The following is a 16180-nucleotide window of genomic DNA, read 5'->3' as shown; positions in this document are numbered from 1 at the left end:
ATGACAACGACCATCCTGCACTACTACGACCTGTACGGCTGGTACTCGCCCGCCGAGATCCCCGACCGCAGCACTGACGTTGACCCAGGCAACGTGCCCGCCGAGCGTGTGGCGGGCCAGCCGTGGCCCAACTGGATCGGCCACGAGTGGGTCATGCACGACTACGTGGAGCCGCCCGCCATCGAGCCGCTCGCCCCGCCAGCGGTGCCCCGCAAGATCACGCTGGGTGCTCTGCAAAAGCGCCTGGGCCCAATGCGCGTGTTTGCCATCGACACCAGTACGCATCCTGTGTGCGTGGCCCTGCGCAGCTATCTGAGCCGCCTGACTCATATTGATCTGGATGACCCCGATCTGCCCCCCATGCTGGGCATGCTGGTGGCGGCAGAGCAGCCTGCAGCCAACCCCGTGTTTTCAGGTTCTGGCCCGCTGACTGCAGAAGATGCGGCCGAGATCATCGCCGCCCCGGTGCAGCCGCAGGAGGTGCCTTGACCATGATCGGACAACTGAGCCTCCAGCCCAACGACCTGGACTTTCGCTACCTGCCCGCCAAGCTGCAGGCCAGCTCACCCGGCTACGCCGAGCTGCGCGCCGTGGTGGACGTGTCGCGGTACTACGCCAAGGGCGGGCACCACATCGTCTTCGCGCTGGACTGCGAGGGCGGGCAGGGCGCCTACAACCCACACTGCGGCCCCATCTACCGCCACGGCGACAACCTGTTTGCCACGGCGCGCGGCGTAATCGTGCTGGGTGACGGCACCGTGATGTATGAGCGCTGGAACGGCACCTTCGCCCCCGAGCTGGTGCCCATCAGCAACAACGTACCAGGCGCGTTTGACCCCGCCGCGCACCGCTGTCTCACGGTGCGCGTGCGCTGCCACTACGCGGGCGGCGTGTCCGTGCGCATCCGCAGCGGCATCGGCGGCCCAGTGGTGTTTGACGGCGTGCTGTCCACCCCCGCCTGGGCCTGGCCGGGCCACATGCACGCCTGCGTGGCGGCCATCGCCCTGGGCTTCGTGGCCCCCAAAGACACCGGCTGCACCGAGCAGATCCTGCCGCGCAGCGCGCCCGACGCCGAGCTGGGCTTTGCGGCGTTTTCGCGGGTGGTGTGAGGCGCCTGACGAACAAGAACAACCGAGGGAGAACATGCCGGAACCAACTTCAACATCAGGCATCAGTCTGGCCGCCGTTTCCATCGCGCTGCTCGGGCCAATGGCCGGGCCGTATGCCCTGATCGTGTTCGCAGCCCTTGCCGGTGCGCTGTGGCCACTGAGCGCAGCCGACACCATGACCCGCAGCGCTGGCTTCTGGCTGATGCTGCGCTGCACGCTGACCGCCGTTGCGCTCACCTCTGCGTTGTCGCTGTTGCTGCAAAGCCAGTGGCAGATCCCCGCCAATGAGGCGCTGGCCCCTGTGGCTTTCGCCATCGGTGCCCTGGGCAACGGCTGGCGCCCAGTCTTTGAGGCTGTCGGCGCTGCACTGCAGGCCGTGCTTTCCCGTGCTGGAGGGCCCAAGCCATGAACACCTTGCTGATCGCTCATGAGGTGGCGTGCCTGCTGCTGTTCTTCACGGTGTTTTGCCGAATGCAGAAGACCAACCGGCGCACGCGCGCTGCCATCCGCCTTTCGTTCTGGGCCCTGGGCACTGTGGCCGCCCTGGGCATGGCGTGGCCAATCATGGGTTGGCCGCTGCCGTGGTTCGCGGTGCTTCTCGCCCTGGCCATCGTGCAGGTGCAGTGGGTCACATCTCATTATTGGTCTGGCGGTGCGCCTGGGCAGTTCAACAGGGGGAATTCATGCTGACTGCAAACCAACTCCGCGTGGCCGCCGGCTGCACTGCGGCCCGTGCTGATGAATGGCTGCCGCACATCACCAAGGCTTGCGAAACCTTCGCCATCAACACGCCCGCGCGTCTGGCCGCCTTCCTGGCACAGATCGGACACGAATCCGGCCGCTTGGTGTATGTGCGTGAAATCTGGGGCCCGACGCCCGCCCAGCAGCGATACGAGGGCAGGGCGGACCTGGGCAACACCCAGCCCGGGGATGGCAAGCGCTACATGGGGCGCGGCCTGATCCAGACCACCGGCCGCGCCAACTACCGCGCCACCCGCGACGGCCTGGCCGCTTACATGCCCAACGTGCCCGACCTGGAGGCCATGCCCGCGCTGCTGGAGCGCCCCGACCTGGCGGCCATGAGCGCCGCATGGTTCTGGCATAGCCGCGAGCTGAACACCTTTGCCGATCTGGGCGACTTCATCCGCATCACCAAGCGCATCAACGGCGGCACCAACGGGTTGGCCGACCGCCAGGCGCTTTACGAGGCCGCGCGCGCGGTGCTGCAATGATCCCGCTGCCAACCTTCAGCCCCATCTTGATCGTCCTGACCATCAGCGTGGCCGCGAATGCCGCACTGGGCTGGGCCTGGCTGGGCCAGCGCGACGAAACCGCTACGGCCAAGGCCGACCTGCGCGCCATGGAGGGTCAGCGTGACGGCGCCCGCCAGGCGGCCAGCGCCTGCAGCGACAGTGTGGACGACCTACGTGAGTTGGCCGACAAGCGCGCTCGCGATGCAGCGCCAGCCCGGGCCGTAGCTGCCAGCGCTGCCCAGGGGCGCAACCAAAGGGCCGATGTGATCTTGTCCACGCCAGCACCGGTGCCGGGCGACGCATGCGCCAGCGCCCAGGCCCGTGTGGACGACTGGCTCAAGGGGAGGGCGAAGCCATGAAATACGCTATTGCTTTGATAGCTGCTAGCGCCCTGACTGCATGCGCTGGCCGTGGAAATCATGTGGAAATCCAGCGCGTGAACGTCGCCGTGCCGGTGGCCTGCCAGGAGAAAGAGCCCGAGCGCCCAGTGATGCCCACCGAAGCCCTGCGGCCGGGCGCCACGGTGGACCAGTTCACCCAGGCCGCCCAGGCAGAGATTTATCGCCGCGAGGGCTACGAGGGTCTGCTGCGCACGGCGCTGGCTGCGTGCATTGCGCCTGTTGATGCGGCTCCAAAGTAGACCAAAAACTGATACGCAACTGCTCCCGTCAAACGAAAGAATGCGGCCTAGATAGCTGATTGAACATACAGCTTTGCGTATCAATAAACGGCCTGCAGGCCGCATGAATACGGGCTTTGCAGAACAACTTAGAAGGCTATTGCTCTATCCAGTTGAGCTACGGGCAGAAAAGGCTTTCGGCGTGAATGCCTACTGGCTGTGCGGAGTGTTCCGCCACTGCGTTGGCGCAGAGGCTGGATCATACCCGCCACGGCCTGCACCTTCCTGGAAGAACCCCTCTGATTTTGCGGTGCGGGCATGGATGCGGTTATAACGAGGCCATGTGCAGGCGCGCACGGCGCCTCTTCACCAGCCACTTTGCCCATGCCGCACAGCGTCACCCTGATCCACACCATCGCCGCAGCCCTGGGGCTGGCGTTGGCATTGGGCTTTCTGGCGACGCGCCTGCGCTTGCCGGCGCTGGTGGGCTATCTTTTGGCGGGGGTGGTGATTGGGCCGTTCACGCCGGGTTTTGTGGCTGATGCGGGCATGGCCAGCCAACTGGCCGAAATTGGCGTGATGCTGTTGATGTTTGGTGTGGGGCTGCATTTTTCCCTGGGTGATTTGCTTGCTGTGCGCAAGATTGCCGTCCCGGGGGCGGTGGTGCAGATGATGGTGGCCACGGCGTTGGGCATGGCACTGGCCACCTGGTGGGGGTGGAGCCTGGGCGGTGCACTGGTGTTTGGTCTTTCGCTGTCGGTGGCGAGCACGGTGGTGCTGCTGCGGGCCTTGGAGACGCTGGGCATTCTGGACAGCTACACCGGCCGCATTGCGGTGGGCTGGCTGGTGGTGGAGGACCTGGCCATGGTGCTGGTGCTCGTGCTTTTGCCACCGCTGGCTGGATGGTTGGGGGATGGCGCTGGCAAGGCGCTGGATGCCGCGCAGCTTGCGCGCACGCTGGGATGGACGCTGTTTCAGGTCGGATGCTTTGTGGCCCTGATGCTGTTGGTGGGGCGCCGGTTGTTCCCGTGGGTGCTGTGGCAGGTGGCGCGCACCGGTTCGCGCGAGCTGTTTACCCTGTGTGTGGTGGCGGCGGCGGTGGGGATCGCGTTCGGATCGGCGGCGTTGTTTGGCGTGTCGTTTGCACTGGGCGCCTTTTTTGCCGGCATGGTGATGCGCGAGTCGGAGTTTAGCCACCGCGCCGCGCACGAGTCCTTGCCATTGCGCGACGCCTTTGCCGTGCTGTTCTTTGTATCGGTGGGCATGCTGTTCAACCCTGCCGTGCTGTGGGAGCGGCCCTGGCAGGTGCTGGCGGTGGTGGCGGTCATCATGGTGGGCAAAACGCTGGCCGCCGCCGCGCTGGTGCTGGCGTTCCGCTATCCGCTCAACACTGCGCTCACGGTGTCGGCAAGCCTGGCGCAGATTGGCGAGTTCTCTTTCATCCTGGTGGCCCTGGGGGCGTCGCTGGGGCTGTTGCCACCCGAGGGGCCCAGCCTGGTGCTGGCAGGTGCGCTGATCTCCATGGCATTCAATCCCTTGCTCTTTCATGCGATTGCCCCGCTGCAGGGCTGGCTGCGTGCCCGTTCGGCCTGGGCGCGGCGGCTGGAGCAGCGCGACGATCCGCTGGCGGAATTGCCGATGAGCACGGATTCGCGCTATCTGGCTCGCCAGGTGGTGCTGGTGGGCTATGGCCGGGTGGGGCGCCGCGTGGCCAGCGCCCTTGCCGCCAATGACATTCCCTTTGTGGTGGCCGAGCAGAACCGCGAACTGGTGGAGTCTTTGCGGGCCGATGGCATTGCTGCCGTGTTTGGCGATGCAGTGGACCCTGCCGTGCTGATCCAGGCGCACATCGCCCGAGCGGCGATGCTGGTGATTGCCACGCCGGACTCCCTCAATGGGCGGCAAATCATCGGCACGGCGCGGGCGCTGAATCCCGCCATCGAGACCGTGGCGCGCAGCCACAGCGAGGACGAGGCCCGCAGGCTGGTGCAGGAGTGCGACGGCACCGTGGTGTTCCTGGCCGAGGACGCCCTGGCCCAGCTGATGTCGCGCTATGTGCTGGAACGAACCCAGGCGCGCCATGCGCGATCCACAGGCCCGGCACCGCTGCACGGCCAGGTGTGATGTGGTTGATGCGGGCTACAGCGCAAGGCTGTAAAGCCGATGGCGCTATATTTTTTTATAGCTATTTGACTTGCCAGGCCTGCGGTAGATGGCGGTTCCGCATGTTCGCTGCGCGCTGGCTCGCTCGCTGTATGCGGTCTGTGGCCGAACAGCATCTTGTGCTGCCCATCCGTCATCGGTTTGCGCAGTTCCTTGGCCAGGTCCAGGTCGCGTTGCACGGCGGTGCGCTTCTCCGGAGTGTCGTGCCAGCGTCGCAGGTTGGTGCTGGCACCTCCTGGAGGCTGCTAGGCTGGCATGAGCCGCCGGGTAAGGAACCTCAGCCCGAAGGGCAGCAGGATGCCCAGCGTGATCATGATGAAGCGCAGCAGCGGCGGTTGGTTGCCAAAGGCCCAGTGACCGAACCATGCGACGATGAACACGGCATAGGCGTAGGTGCGCAGGACCTGCAGGATGTCAAGCGGCACGTCCTCGATGAATTCGTAGTGGGTGGTGCGTTTGAAAAACGGCACCCCTTCGCTGCCCAGGTCACGCAGGCGCACACTGCCCAGGGGAAGCAGGGGAAAGCCGATCATGAACCACTTGGTCGTGACGAAGGACTCGTCCTGCTCAAATTTGCACTTGCCGAGATAGGAGGTGCCGATGCCGTTGTAGGTATCAGCCATGCAGGTTGTTCCGCTTCAAAGGCATGTGCATGTTGCAGTCAGGCAGTGCCTTGATTCCTGCGTCTTCTCTGGAGCCTGGGGGTCGCATGGTGGTTTCCCTGTTGGATTGGTTTTTGGGGCTCGCTGGCTGCGCGGTCGATGTGACCGTGCGCAACGCTGGCGTGGCCGTGCCATGGGCTGGAGGACTGGGGTTGTTCTTTATTCTGTTTCTTCAAACACCAGCGCGGGTATGGCCATGACGCGGGCCAGCTGGCCCAGGTCGTCGATCATCCGGTTGGCGAAGTAGCTGTTTTGTGTGTCGGGCTCCAGCGCGGCCACCGCCAGGTTGGCGCGGGGCTGGTTCAGGGGGATGTAGAAGCTGCCAGCGGGCGCATCGACGGCGCTGCGCACCGTGGAAACCTGGACGCGCACGATGTCCGTGCCGCCGGCGATGGTGCCAATCACATCCTGCCGGTCGCCGGTTTCGCGCGCGGTCTCCCGGTAGGTTTCGGCCAGCATGGCGCCGGGCTCGGCCACCCGCATCACCTGCAGGCCCAGCAGCCGCAGGCGTTCCACAGCGGCCGTGGAGCCTGCTGCCAACCAGTACCCGCAGGGGCGGGCGCGGGACTTGGTGGGGCGCAGGGTCAGCGACGAGTTCCAGTCCACGCGGATGGCGCGGTCTGCGCCGGTATCGGGGTCGAGGAAGTCCAGGTCCCGCTGGGTGGGGGTGGCTGCCGCCTCGACCACGACCTGATCGCGGCAGGCCTGGGCGCTCACGTCCCGGGCCACGAAGGACCGCACCTGTTCCAGGTTGGTGGCCCGCTCGGCCGTGGTGCGCAGGGCGCTGGTGATGGCCGTGACCTGCGAATGCACGCGGCGCTGGATGTGCATGCGGCCAATGCCCACGCCGCGTGTTTCGATGAGCAGGCTGACGGTGTTCTTCAGGCCATTGACGTTGCGCCCTGTGTCGGGCTGCGTGCCGCCCATGGAGATGCGCTTGTCCTGTGGGTTGGTCGAGGTGGTGTAGTACCAGTCGCTCGCAAGGCCCTGGGCCTTGAGTGCCGCTGCCATGGGCTGGTGGTACCACTCCTGCGAGGCCTTGGTCAGGAACTCGGGGTAGTTGGCCGTGGTGGTGTACTGCAGCAGGGCGTCGTAGCGCTGGATGGCGTTGAACTTCTGCAGATAACGGCCCACCACGGTGTATTCGTGGGCGTCCACCACCAGGATGGGGCGGTAGTCGTTGATGACCTGGGCCAGCGCGCGGGCCTCGGGGGTGTTGAGCAGCAGGTGGTCGCGGTTCATGTCCGTGCCATTGGCCGTGACGCGGGTGCCCACCTCGGCGCCATCGGGGTTGGCGCGGGGCACCACGACCACGTTGATGCGGTCCAGCAGGGGCTCCAGCAGCCCCTGGGCCAGTTCGCTGCTGATGACCAGCAAGGCTTCACTGCCGGCGGGCTCATCGCCATGCTGCTGGCCGATCAGCACCACGGTGGGCCGGCCGCTGGTGTCCAGGCTGGCGGGGTCTGTGCCCGCAGCGCGGGTGAGCAGCAGCCCCTGGATGGGCTCGCCACGCTGCGATGCGCCAATGTTCAGCAGCTTGGTGCGGGTGGCCCCGCGGGGGGCGGCATCGGCCAGGGACCGCAGCCACAGGCCCAGCTCGGCATTGGTGGTGAAGGCCCTGCGATCCAGCCCCAGCCCGGGGGTGCTGTAGGAAATCGGCGGGTTCGGGAACCGTGCGGCCACGGCGGCGCCATAGGGGGGCGCCATCGGGCCTTCGTTTTGCACCACGAGCGGCGCGGGCGGGGGCAGGGGGCTGGACACCACGGCCACGCGCGGTGGCTGTTGTGGTTGTTGCTGGCCCAGTGGAGCCGGTACCACCTTGCCCTGCTGTGCGCGTGGCAGGGGGGCGGGGGCATTGGGCCTCTGGGCGGCGGGCGTGCTGGGCCAGGGGGGCAGCGGGGTGCTGCCGCAGGCCGTCAGTAGCAGGGCCGCAAGGGTGGCTGAGGCGGTCCAGCGCATGGCTCGGAAAGGGGCGGCTGCGGGGCCGGCTGCATCGGCGTGGGGCGGGCGGCGGAGGAAGGAGTGCATGGTCATGGTGGGGGCTGCCAATGGGGGCCTCGCAGGCCGGCTTCTGTGGCGTGGATGTTACCTGGGCAGACCTGCGGCGCAGTGTCAGCCTACATCCCGTTGCAAAGCGGTTGCGGCGTGCGCAAAACAGGGCTCAGGCAACCAGCCCGCCCCAGGGCGCAGACCGTTGCTGCATCCTTCTTGGCGCATGTCCGGGAGGCGATGGACACGGGATTGGCGCGGCGTGGGGCCGGTGATTCATGCCGCCAAAGGCGCCAAGGGGGCCGCCGATGGCGGGGTTGCGGGCATCTGGAGGCGCAGCAAGGCACGCACAAACCCGTGGTCGGAGCGGGTGCGGTCGCGGCCTTCGTGCAGGTGGTCGTTGAAATAGTCCACCCTGCGCACGTCGCCCACGCTGTTGCGTCCGGTCGCCATGAACTCTTCGCTCACCAGGATCTGGTCCAGCACGGAGGGGCTGCCCTGGTGGATGTGCGAGTACGCCACGTCTTTTTTCAGGGCGGCTTCGCCCTGGAGGTCGTAGGCGTTGAACAGCGCCACATCCCGTGCCGACCGGTCGTAGGCGATCTCCGTGGTGGCGCAGATGAGCTGCGTGGTCACGCTGTCGGGGGTGTCGTTGAAGTCGCCCAGCACGACCAGGGGGATGCTGGTGCGGTGCAGCAGGTCGATGACCAGGCAACGCAAGGCCATGGCCTCGGCGCCCCGCATGATCAGCGAGCGCAGCGCAGCCCGCGCCATCACTTTGTGGTCGTCGCGGTCCTCGGTGGGGTGGCCCTGCAGATCCTGCAGGAACTTGGGGCGTTTGGATTTGAGGTGTGTGGTCAGCACATTGAGGGGCTGTCCATGCTTCATGCGCAGCGTGGCCACCAGCGGGGGGCGTTCGAAGCGGGTGTGCGGGCCGATGCCGGGCACGTCCACCTGGAAGCCCGCAGGAAAGTCCGCAAACGACTGCAAGGCCTCCACCTTGAGCCGCGTGGCGATGCCCACGCGGGGCGTGCCCTGCGCGCCATGGCGCGCCGCATCGTTCTCTGCGCCGGGAACGGCCACGAAGTCGTAGCGCAGGCCGCTGCGGCCCAGGGCCCCTTTGAAGGCGGCTTCGTCCCAGACCTCTTGCACGGCCAGCACGTCGGCATTGAGCATGCGAAAGCGCTCCCCCAGCCAGGTGAGCTTGCGCTCGAATTCTGCGGCGCTGTAAGGGTCCTGGTTTTCGTAGAACATGCGCCCGGGATTGGCCAGGTTCAACACATTGCAGGTGGCCACCATCAGGGTGGCCAGGGGCTGGGGTAAATCGGTGGGGCGCATGGGGGCGGGCAAGAATCGGCCGGTTCTGCTCAGCGGGGCTGCAGTGCGCGGCCCGACAGCACCTGCAGCCCGGCAGGGCCCGACTGCACGGCATGGACCAGCGCACGTCCCACGTCGGCGCCGGGGCGGGCGCGGTAGTTGGCGGGGATCAGCGGGTCCAGCCACTTGAAGAGCTGGATGGACAGGGATTCGGCCGGACGCGCAGCTTGCTGCAAGGCCTGGCGCTCGCCCATCATCAGCGAAGGGCGCGCAATGACCAGGGTGGCAAAGCCCAGGCCCTGCAGGTCGCGTTCGACCTCGCCCTTGACGCGGTTGTAGAAGATGCGGGATTGCGCGTTGGCGCCCATGGCCGTGACCACGCCGCAGCGGGTGGCGCCAGCCGCGCGTGCGGCGCGGGCCGTGGCCAGCACGGCGTCGTGGTCTACGGCCCGAAAGGCACTCTGGCTGCCTGCCGCAGCGATGGTGGTGCCCAAGGTGATGTAGACATCGTCTACCGGCGGCAGGGCCGGCAAGTTGGCAAAGTCAACCGCGTGCAATTGCAGGCGGGAATGGCTCGGCGCGGGCGCCCGCCGGTCCCGCGCGTACAGCACGTGCACATTGGCTGGGGCAGCGGTGCCCCCCGTGGCACCACGGCCCCCGGGGGCTTGGGGCTCAGCGGTTAAAAGAGCCGCGAGAACCGCCCGACCCACGAGGCCCGTTGCCCCGGCCACCACCGCCACCCGCACCTGATCCACCGCCATAGCCGCCACCTCCTCCGTTGCCGCCACGATAACCACCACCGCCGCCACGGCGGCCACCGCCGCCCATGCTGTCCACGCTGGTGCGCATGGGGTCGGGCTGGCCACCAGCCGAATGGCCGGAATGGCGGTTGCCCGGGTTGCTGTGGCCCGAATGCGTGCCCAGGTGGGCGTTGGCGCGTGGGGGTTGCGAGTCATCGTAGCGATTGCCGCCTTCGTAGCCACCACCGCCACCGGAGCGGCCGCGTGCAGGGGCCTGGCCGCCAGCGCGTGCGCCGCCGCCCTGGCCGCCACCACCACCACCGGCACGGCCGCCACGGGGGCCGTTGCCATTGCCACCGCCCGCCGAAGCCCCACCACCGGTGCGGCCACCACGGCCACCGCCGCCACCTCCATTGCCGCCGCCGGCAGCGCGGGGGCCCCGGTCACCGCCGCCGCCGCCAGCACCCTGGCCGGCCTTGTTGGTGCGGATGCGCTCCATCATTTCGCTGCGGGCGGCCTTGGCGGCGGCCTGCATCACATCACGGCTCGGGGGCTTGCCTGCGCCGCCCCAGATGGTCTGGCGGCCCATGGCGATGGGCTCGGCCTTTTCGCCTGCGTCGGGGCCGAAGCCTTCGATGACCTGCACGGGGATCTGCTGCTTGGTGAAGCGCTCGATCTCCATCATGAAGCCTTCTTCGTCCATGCAGACCAGGCTCACGGCTTCGCCGGTTGCGCCAGCGCGGCCTGTGCGGCCGATGCGGTGCACATAGTCTTCCGAGACGTTGGGGATTTCATAGTTGACGACATGCGGCAGGTCATCAATGTCGATGCCACGCGCGGCAATGTCGGTCGCCACCAGCGCGCGGATGTCGCCGCTCTTGAAGCCCGCCAGGGCCTGCGTGCGGGCGCTCTGGCTCTTGTTGCCGTGCAAGGCCATGGCCTGAACGCCGTTCTTGGTCAGGAACTCGGCCACGTTGTTGGCGCCGAACTTGGTGCGGGTGAACACCAGCACCTGGCTCCAGTTGTGCTGCTGGATGATGTGCAGCAGCACCTGCTTCTTCTTGCCGCGGCCCACGGGGTGGATCACCTGGGTGATGCGCTGCACGGTGGTGTTGCGCGGCGTGACCTGGATGCTCTGAGGATTCTTGAGCAGGGTGTTTGCCAGCTCGCGGATCTCGTCGCTGAAGGTGGCCGAGAACAGCAGGCTCTGCTTGTCCTTGGGCACCAGGGCCAGCACCTTCTTCACGTCGTGGATGAAGCCCATGTCCAGCATGCGGTCGGCTTCGTCGAGCACCAGCACCTGCACGGTGGAGAGGTCCAGGAAGCCCTGCTGCTGCAGATCAAGCAGGCGGCCGGGGGTGGCCACCAGGATGTCCACGCCGCGCTTGATGCGGTCGATCTGCGGGTTCATGCCCACGCCGCCGAAGACCACGGTGGAGTTGATGTCGAGGTACTTGCCGTATTCGCGCACGGACTCTTCCACCTGAGCGGCCAGCTCACGGGTGGGGGTCAGCACCAGGGCGCGGATGCCCTTGCCGCCGAACTTGTTCTTGGGTGCCGTGCCTTGCGAGAGGCGGTGCAGCATGGGCAGGGTGAACGCGGCGGTCTTGCCGGTGCCGGTCTGTGCGCCGGCCAGAAGGTCGTGGCCTTCCAGGACGGCGGGAATGGCCTGGGCCTGAATGGGCGTGGGGGTCTCGTAGCCCGTTTCGTGCACGGCCTTCAGGATGGCAGGAGCCAGGTTCAGTTCGTCAAATGTCATGTCTTTGGATGCGCCCGTCCGGGGCGCTGGGTATCGGCCTGTCGTGCAACCGGGGGTTGCCGAGCCAGTCTCAAGCCGATGAGGTTCAGGATTGGGAGCCCGGAAGCAGGGTGCTTCTTTCGTCCCCAGCAGTGTGCTGATGCAGCGTGCAACTGGAGCTCGCTACGGTGGGTATTGTCGCATGGCCCGATAATCTCGGTTTACACGCAGAAATTCTGCTCACTTTTGCAGGTTTGACACTCAATGGCCCAATACGTTTTTTCCATGAACCGCGTCGGCAAGATCGTGCCGCCCAAGCGGCAGATCCTGAAGGACATCTCCCTGAGCTTTTTCCCGGGCGCCAAGATCGGCGTGCTGGGGACCAACGGCTCCGGCAAGTCCACCCTCCTGAAGATCATGGCGGGCATTGACAAGGAAATCGAAGGCGAAGCCATCCCCATGGCGGGTTTGAACATCGGCTACCTGCCGCAGGAACCCCAGCTGGATCCCACGCAAACCGTGCGCGAGAGTGTGGAAGCGGCCATGGGCAAGGTGTTTGCTGCCAAGGCGCGCCTGGAAGAGGTGTACACCGCCTACGGTGCTGAAGACGCCGACTTTGACGCGCTTGCCGCCGAGCAGGCCGAGCTGGAAGCCATCATCGCCACCGCTGGCACCGACTCCGAGCACCAATTGGAGATCGCTGCCGACGCGCTGCGCCTGCCCCCATGGGATGCCAACATCGGCGTGCTCTCCGGCGGTGAAAAGCGCCGCGTGGCGCTGTGCCGCCTGCTGCTGTCCAAGCCCGACATGCTGCTGCTCGACGAGCCCACCAACCACTTGGACGCCGAATCGGTGGACTGGCTGGAGCAGTTCCTGCAACGCTATTCCGGCACCGTGGTGGCCATCACCCACGATCGCTACTTCCTGGACAACGCGGCCGAGTGGATTTTGGAGCTGGACCGAGGCTCCGGTATTCCCTACAAGGGCAATTATTCCGACTGGCTGACGCAAAAGGGCGCCCGCCTGGAAGCCGAGCAAAAGGGCGAAGAAGCCCGCGCCAAGGCCCTGAAGAAGGAACTGGAATGGTCGCGCCAGAACCCCAAGGCGCGCCAGGCCAAGAGCAAGGCCCGTCTGGCCCGCTTCGAGGAACTGAGCGACTTCGAATACCAAAAGCGCAACGAGACCAACGAAATCTTCATCCCCGTGGCCGACCGCCTGGGCAGCCAGGTGATCGAGTTCAAGGGCGTGACCAAGTCCTTTGGCGACCGCGTGTTGATCGACAACCTGAGCTTCAACATCCCGGCCGGCGCCATCGTCGGCATCATCGGCCCCAACGGTGCCGGTAAATCGACGCTGTTCAAGCTCATCGCGGGCCGCGAGAAGCCCGATTCGGGCGAAGTCGTGATCGGCTCCACGGTGAAAATGGCCTTTGTGGACCAGCACCGCGACGACCTGTCCAATGACAAGACGGTGTGGGAAGACGTGTCCGGCGGGCTCGACATCCTCAACGTGGGCAAGTTCCAGATGGCCAGCCGCGCCTACTGCGGCCGCTTCAACTTCAACGGCGGCGACCAGCAAAAGAAGGTCGGCATGCTTTCTGGGGGGGAGCGCGGTCGCCTGCACCTGGCCAAGACCCTGATCGCCGGGGGCAACGTGCTGATGCTGGACGAGCCGTCCAACGACCTGGACGTGGAAACCTTGCGTGCCTTGGAAGATGCGCTGCTGGAGTTTGCCGGCACGATGTTGGTTATCAGCCACGATCGCTGGTTCCTCGACCGCATTGCCACCCACATCCTGGCCGCCGAAGGTGACAGCCAGTGGACCTTCTTTGACGGCAATTACCAGGAGTACGAGGCCGACAAGAAGAAGCGGCTGGGCGAAGAGGGTGCCAAACCCAAGCGCATGCGCTACAAAGCCCTGAAATAAGCCGTCTGGAGGCGGTTCAAAGACCTGAAATAAGCCCCCAGGTCAAGTAGGATCGCCACTGGAAACCTGCCCGCCGACTCCTCCCCACCATGTCCCAGCCAGCGTCTCGTACGAGAAACGTGTTTCGTGCCTGTGTCGTCAACGCCGTGCGCGGGGGCGAGGCGTTGATGCAGCAATTGGTCAAGGTCACCCAGGGGACCTTGGCGGGTGAAGAGTCGGGCAGCGTCGGCATCCAGCAGCGCAATCTGATCAGCGACAGCCTGCGCTACCTCAACCAGCACGAGGCGGCCATGGTCAAGGGGTATCCCATGGCCTTGCTGGAGATCTTTGCGGAAGGGCCTGCTGTGGCCAAGGGCCGCAGCCCGGCCGACGATACCGGCATGGATTTCGGTGAGCTGTCGCTCATGGACGAAAACGAGATGCTGGCGCAGGTGGAACTTTCCAAGGCCCAGCAATCGGCCCTGCATGCCACCGATGCCGTGCTGGCCGAACTCAACACCCTGGTCAGCGCGGCCCAGGGCCTGCGCAGCGTGCAGCCCGAGCGCAATCCGCTGCGCCCCGAAAGTTACATCCGGGCCTTGCAGCAGGTGGTGAGCGATACGGGCGTGTCGCCCGAAGTCCGGCAGCTCTGGATGCAGCACATGCGGGACTTGTTGGGCAAGCTGCTGGTAGAGGAATACAAAAATACCGCCAAGAGCCTGCGCGAGCATGGCGTTCAGCCCGTGGGCTACGCCGTGCTGGGCACCCCCTCGGGCGGAGGGGGCCGCAACAGCGGCCCGGGTACGGGGTATGGGCAGGGCTATGGCGGCCCGGGCCCCGGCACGGGCTATGGCACCGGGTATTCGGGCTACGGCCCTTCGATGAACACCCCCATGGGTGATTACGGCAACACTGGCTATGGCCGGGGCGCAGGGCCTGCCACGGGCTGGAGCGGAGAGTCTCAGCAAGCACCCATCGCCGCCGCCGATGCAGCGGAAGAAGCGCTGCTGACGGTCGGCATCCTGCGCCAGATGCTGGCCGGGGGCGATCCGTTTGCCCCTCCGGGCTACGGCGCCATGGCGGCGCAGCCCGTGGTCCTGCAGCCGGCAGCGGGGCAGCCCGGGTGGGTGGACCCCCGCGCAGGCACGGCCAGCGCGCAGTCCTCCCTGTCGGGGGCGTACTACCCCTCGGGAGCGGTGGCCGAGGCCATTGAAGACATGGCCCAGCTGGAGCGGCTGGTGGGGCGCCTGGCCGGTGGTGCCGGCGCCAGCCAGGGAGGCTCGTTGCCCGTGCCCCTGTCGGGATGGCGTGGCCCCGGGGTGGCGCCGGTGGTGTATGCCACCATGCCGATGGAGGCTGCGACGCAGTCCACCGCGATGGCGGTGGAGGTGGTGGGCCGCATGATGGCGAACATCGCGCAGGATGCGCGGTTGCTGCCTCCGGTGCAATTGGCGGTGAAGAGCCTGGAGCCCGCGCTCAAGCAGCTGGTGCACCACGATGGGCGCTTTTTTACCGATGGCACCCATCCCGCACGCCGCCTGCTCGACGAGCTGACCCAGCGCAGCCTGGCCTTTACCGCCGAGACAGACCAGGGGTTCAGCCGCTTCATGCGCCTGGTGACCGAAGCGGTGGAGCACCTCTCCGCCAACGAAATCAAGGACGCAGGCCCTTTCGATACGGTGCTCAAGGCGTTGCAGTCGGCCTGGGACAAGCAGGAGCAAAAAATCAAGGCCGAGCAGGAGGCCGAGGAAAAAGCCCGCCTGCAAGCCGAGCAACGGGAGCTTCTGGCCGAAAAGGTGGCTGCGGACATCCGCAGGCTGCCCGACCTGGAGCAGGTGCCTGCCGACATTCTGGATTTCGCTGCGGGCCCCTGGGCCGACGTGATCGCGCTGGCCCAGGTGATGAACAGCGATGGTGGCAAGGACGACCCGGGGGGTTATCTGGCGCTGGTGCCCGTGCTGCTCTGGAGTGCCCAGCCAGGCCTGACCCGTCTCGAACCGGATCGGCTCAACGAGGCCATTCCGGGGCTGCTGGCCAAGCTGCGCAAGGGCCTCAAGACCATCCAGTACCCGGCCGTCCAGACCAGTGCCCTGCTGCAACGCCTGGTGGGTTTGCACCAGGAGGCCTTTGAAAAACCCGCGCCGGTGGCGGTGCCCGAGCCCGAGCCTGTGGCAGAGGCCGCACCCGATGCCAGTGCCGCCGAAGCGCAGCCTGCTGCGCCCGAGGCCGCAGACATCAGCACACCGCCGGTGGAGGTGCCCGACCCTTATGCCGACTTCGTGATCGGTGCGTGGGTGGAGCTCGTGACCAATGGGCGCGTGGTGCGCACGCAGCTTACCTGGGCCAGCCCCCATGGCACGCTGTTCCTGTTCACGGCTGCGGATGCCAGCACCCAGTCCATGACCCGGCGCATGCGTGACAAGCTGGCCCGGGAGGGATCCTTGCGCGTGGTGCCGGCGCTTCCGCCCAAGGGGGCCAGCCGCGTAGCGGACGCCGCCAGTGCGGGGGCTGCTGGCGCGGAGCGCCGGGCCTCGTCCAGTTCCAAGATGGCGCCGTTGTCCAAGTCGGCACCCCTGTCGCCCTCATCGGGCTCCAAGTCGTCCAAAAGCCGCTGAGTGATCGGTGGGTGAAGCCGCCGAGGCAGCTCTGCGGGCTCGGTGGCTGTCTTTCGGCATTTGCGTTGCC

15 protein-coding genes are annotated in these 16180 nt (G+C 66.6%); 10 read left to right on the top strand and 5 right to left on the bottom strand.

Features of this window, described 5'->3' with window-relative positions; genetic code table 11:
• The 8 genes from DBV10_RS03925 (at nt 1) to ybaL (ending at nt 5105) form a co-directional block, all read left to right on the top strand.
• Entirely contained in the window at nt 1-489 is a 489-nt protein-coding gene (locus DBV10_RS03925) for a hypothetical protein (RefSeq protein ID WP_124510825.1), read from the top strand.
• 2 nt (nt 490-491) lie between these two features.
• Complete coding sequence (locus tag DBV10_RS03920) at nt 492-1109, top strand: hypothetical protein (RefSeq protein ID WP_124510824.1); 618 nt, start codon at nt 492-494, stop codon at nt 1107-1109.
• 175 nt (nt 1110-1284) lie between these two features.
• Nucleotides 1285-1518, top strand: a complete 234-nt coding sequence (locus tag DBV10_RS03915; protein WP_233589797.1) for a hypothetical protein — start codon at nt 1285-1287, stop codon at nt 1516-1518.
• The gene (locus DBV10_RS03910) at nt 1515-1799 is read left to right on the top strand and encodes a hypothetical protein (RefSeq protein WP_124510822.1); all 285 of its coding nucleotides are present in this window, start codon (nt 1515-1517) and stop codon (nt 1797-1799) included. Before DBV10_RS03915 ends, DBV10_RS03910 begins: the two co-directional genes overlap by 4 nt.
• Entirely contained in the window at nt 1793-2341 is a 549-nt protein-coding gene (locus tag DBV10_RS03905; protein WP_124510820.1) for a glycoside hydrolase family 19 protein, read from the top strand. Before DBV10_RS03910 ends, DBV10_RS03905 begins: the two co-directional genes overlap by 7 nt.
• Entirely contained in the window at nt 2338-2721 is a 384-nt protein-coding gene (locus DBV10_RS03900) for a hypothetical protein (protein WP_124510818.1), read from the top strand. The genes DBV10_RS03905 and DBV10_RS03900 overlap by 4 nt, the downstream gene beginning before the upstream one ends.
• Nucleotides 2718-3002: a hypothetical protein gene (locus DBV10_RS03895; protein WP_124510816.1), complete on the top strand. Its 285-nt coding sequence runs from the start codon at nt 2718-2720 to the stop codon at nt 3000-3002. Before DBV10_RS03900 ends, DBV10_RS03895 begins: the two co-directional genes overlap by 4 nt.
• A 363-nt stretch (nt 3003-3365) precedes the next feature.
• Nucleotides 3366-5105: a YbaL family putative K(+) efflux transporter gene (gene ybaL, locus DBV10_RS03890; RefSeq protein WP_124510815.1), complete on the top strand. Its 1740-nt coding sequence runs from the start codon at nt 3366-3368 to the stop codon at nt 5103-5105.
• Between the two features lie 284 nt (nt 5106-5389).
• Here the strand turns inward: ybaL and DBV10_RS03885 are convergent, their stop codons facing one another.
• The 5 genes from DBV10_RS03885 to DBV10_RS03865 all read right to left on the bottom strand — a co-directional run bounded on the left by DBV10_RS03885 (nt 5390) and on the right by DBV10_RS03865 (nt 11611).
• Nucleotides 5390-5767: a hypothetical protein gene (locus tag DBV10_RS03885; protein WP_124510813.1), complete on the bottom strand. Its 378-nt coding sequence runs from the start codon at nt 5765-5767 to the stop codon at nt 5390-5392.
• 198 nt (nt 5768-5965) lie between these two features.
• The gene (locus tag DBV10_RS03880; RefSeq protein ID WP_370451095.1) at nt 5966-7840 is read right to left on the bottom strand and encodes a M14 family metallopeptidase; all 1875 of its coding nucleotides are present in this window, start codon (nt 7838-7840) and stop codon (nt 5966-5968) included.
• A 231-nt stretch (nt 7841-8071) separates the two neighbouring features.
• Nucleotides 8072-9133 (bottom strand): endonuclease/exonuclease/phosphatase family protein, encoded by a 1062-nt coding sequence (locus DBV10_RS03875; RefSeq protein ID WP_124510811.1) that lies wholly within the window; start codon nt 9131-9133, stop codon nt 8072-8074.
• A 29-nt stretch (nt 9134-9162) separates the two neighbouring features.
• On the bottom strand, nt 9163-9669 hold the full coding sequence (locus DBV10_RS03870; RefSeq protein WP_233589796.1) for a nucleoside-diphosphate sugar epimerase: 507 nt from the start codon (nt 9667-9669) through the stop codon (nt 9163-9165).
• A 115-nt stretch (nt 9670-9784) separates the two neighbouring features.
• Nucleotides 9785-11611 (bottom strand): DEAD/DEAH box helicase, encoded by a 1827-nt coding sequence (locus DBV10_RS03865; protein WP_124510807.1) that lies wholly within the window; start codon nt 11609-11611, stop codon nt 9785-9787.
• Nucleotides 11612-11854: 243 nt separating this feature from the next.
• On the opposite strand from DBV10_RS03865, the gene ettA reads away from it, so the two are divergent.
• On the top strand, nt 11855-13516 hold the full coding sequence (gene ettA / locus DBV10_RS03860; protein WP_124510805.1) for an energy-dependent translational throttle protein EttA: 1662 nt from the start codon (nt 11855-11857) through the stop codon (nt 13514-13516).
• An 89-nt stretch (nt 13517-13605) separates the two neighbouring features.
• Nucleotides 13606-16110, top strand: a complete 2505-nt coding sequence (locus tag DBV10_RS03855) for a DUF1631 family protein (protein ID WP_124510803.1) — start codon at nt 13606-13608, stop codon at nt 16108-16110.
• The last annotated feature ends 70 nt before the right edge of the window (nt 16111-16180 follow it).

Origin of the sequence: Acidovorax sp. FJL06, from assembly GCF_003852545.1 — a bacterium.
Taxonomy (GTDB): domain Bacteria; phylum Pseudomonadota; class Gammaproteobacteria; order Burkholderiales; family Burkholderiaceae_C; genus Acidovorax.
This window is presented reverse-complemented; position numbering and strand designations above follow the sequence as displayed.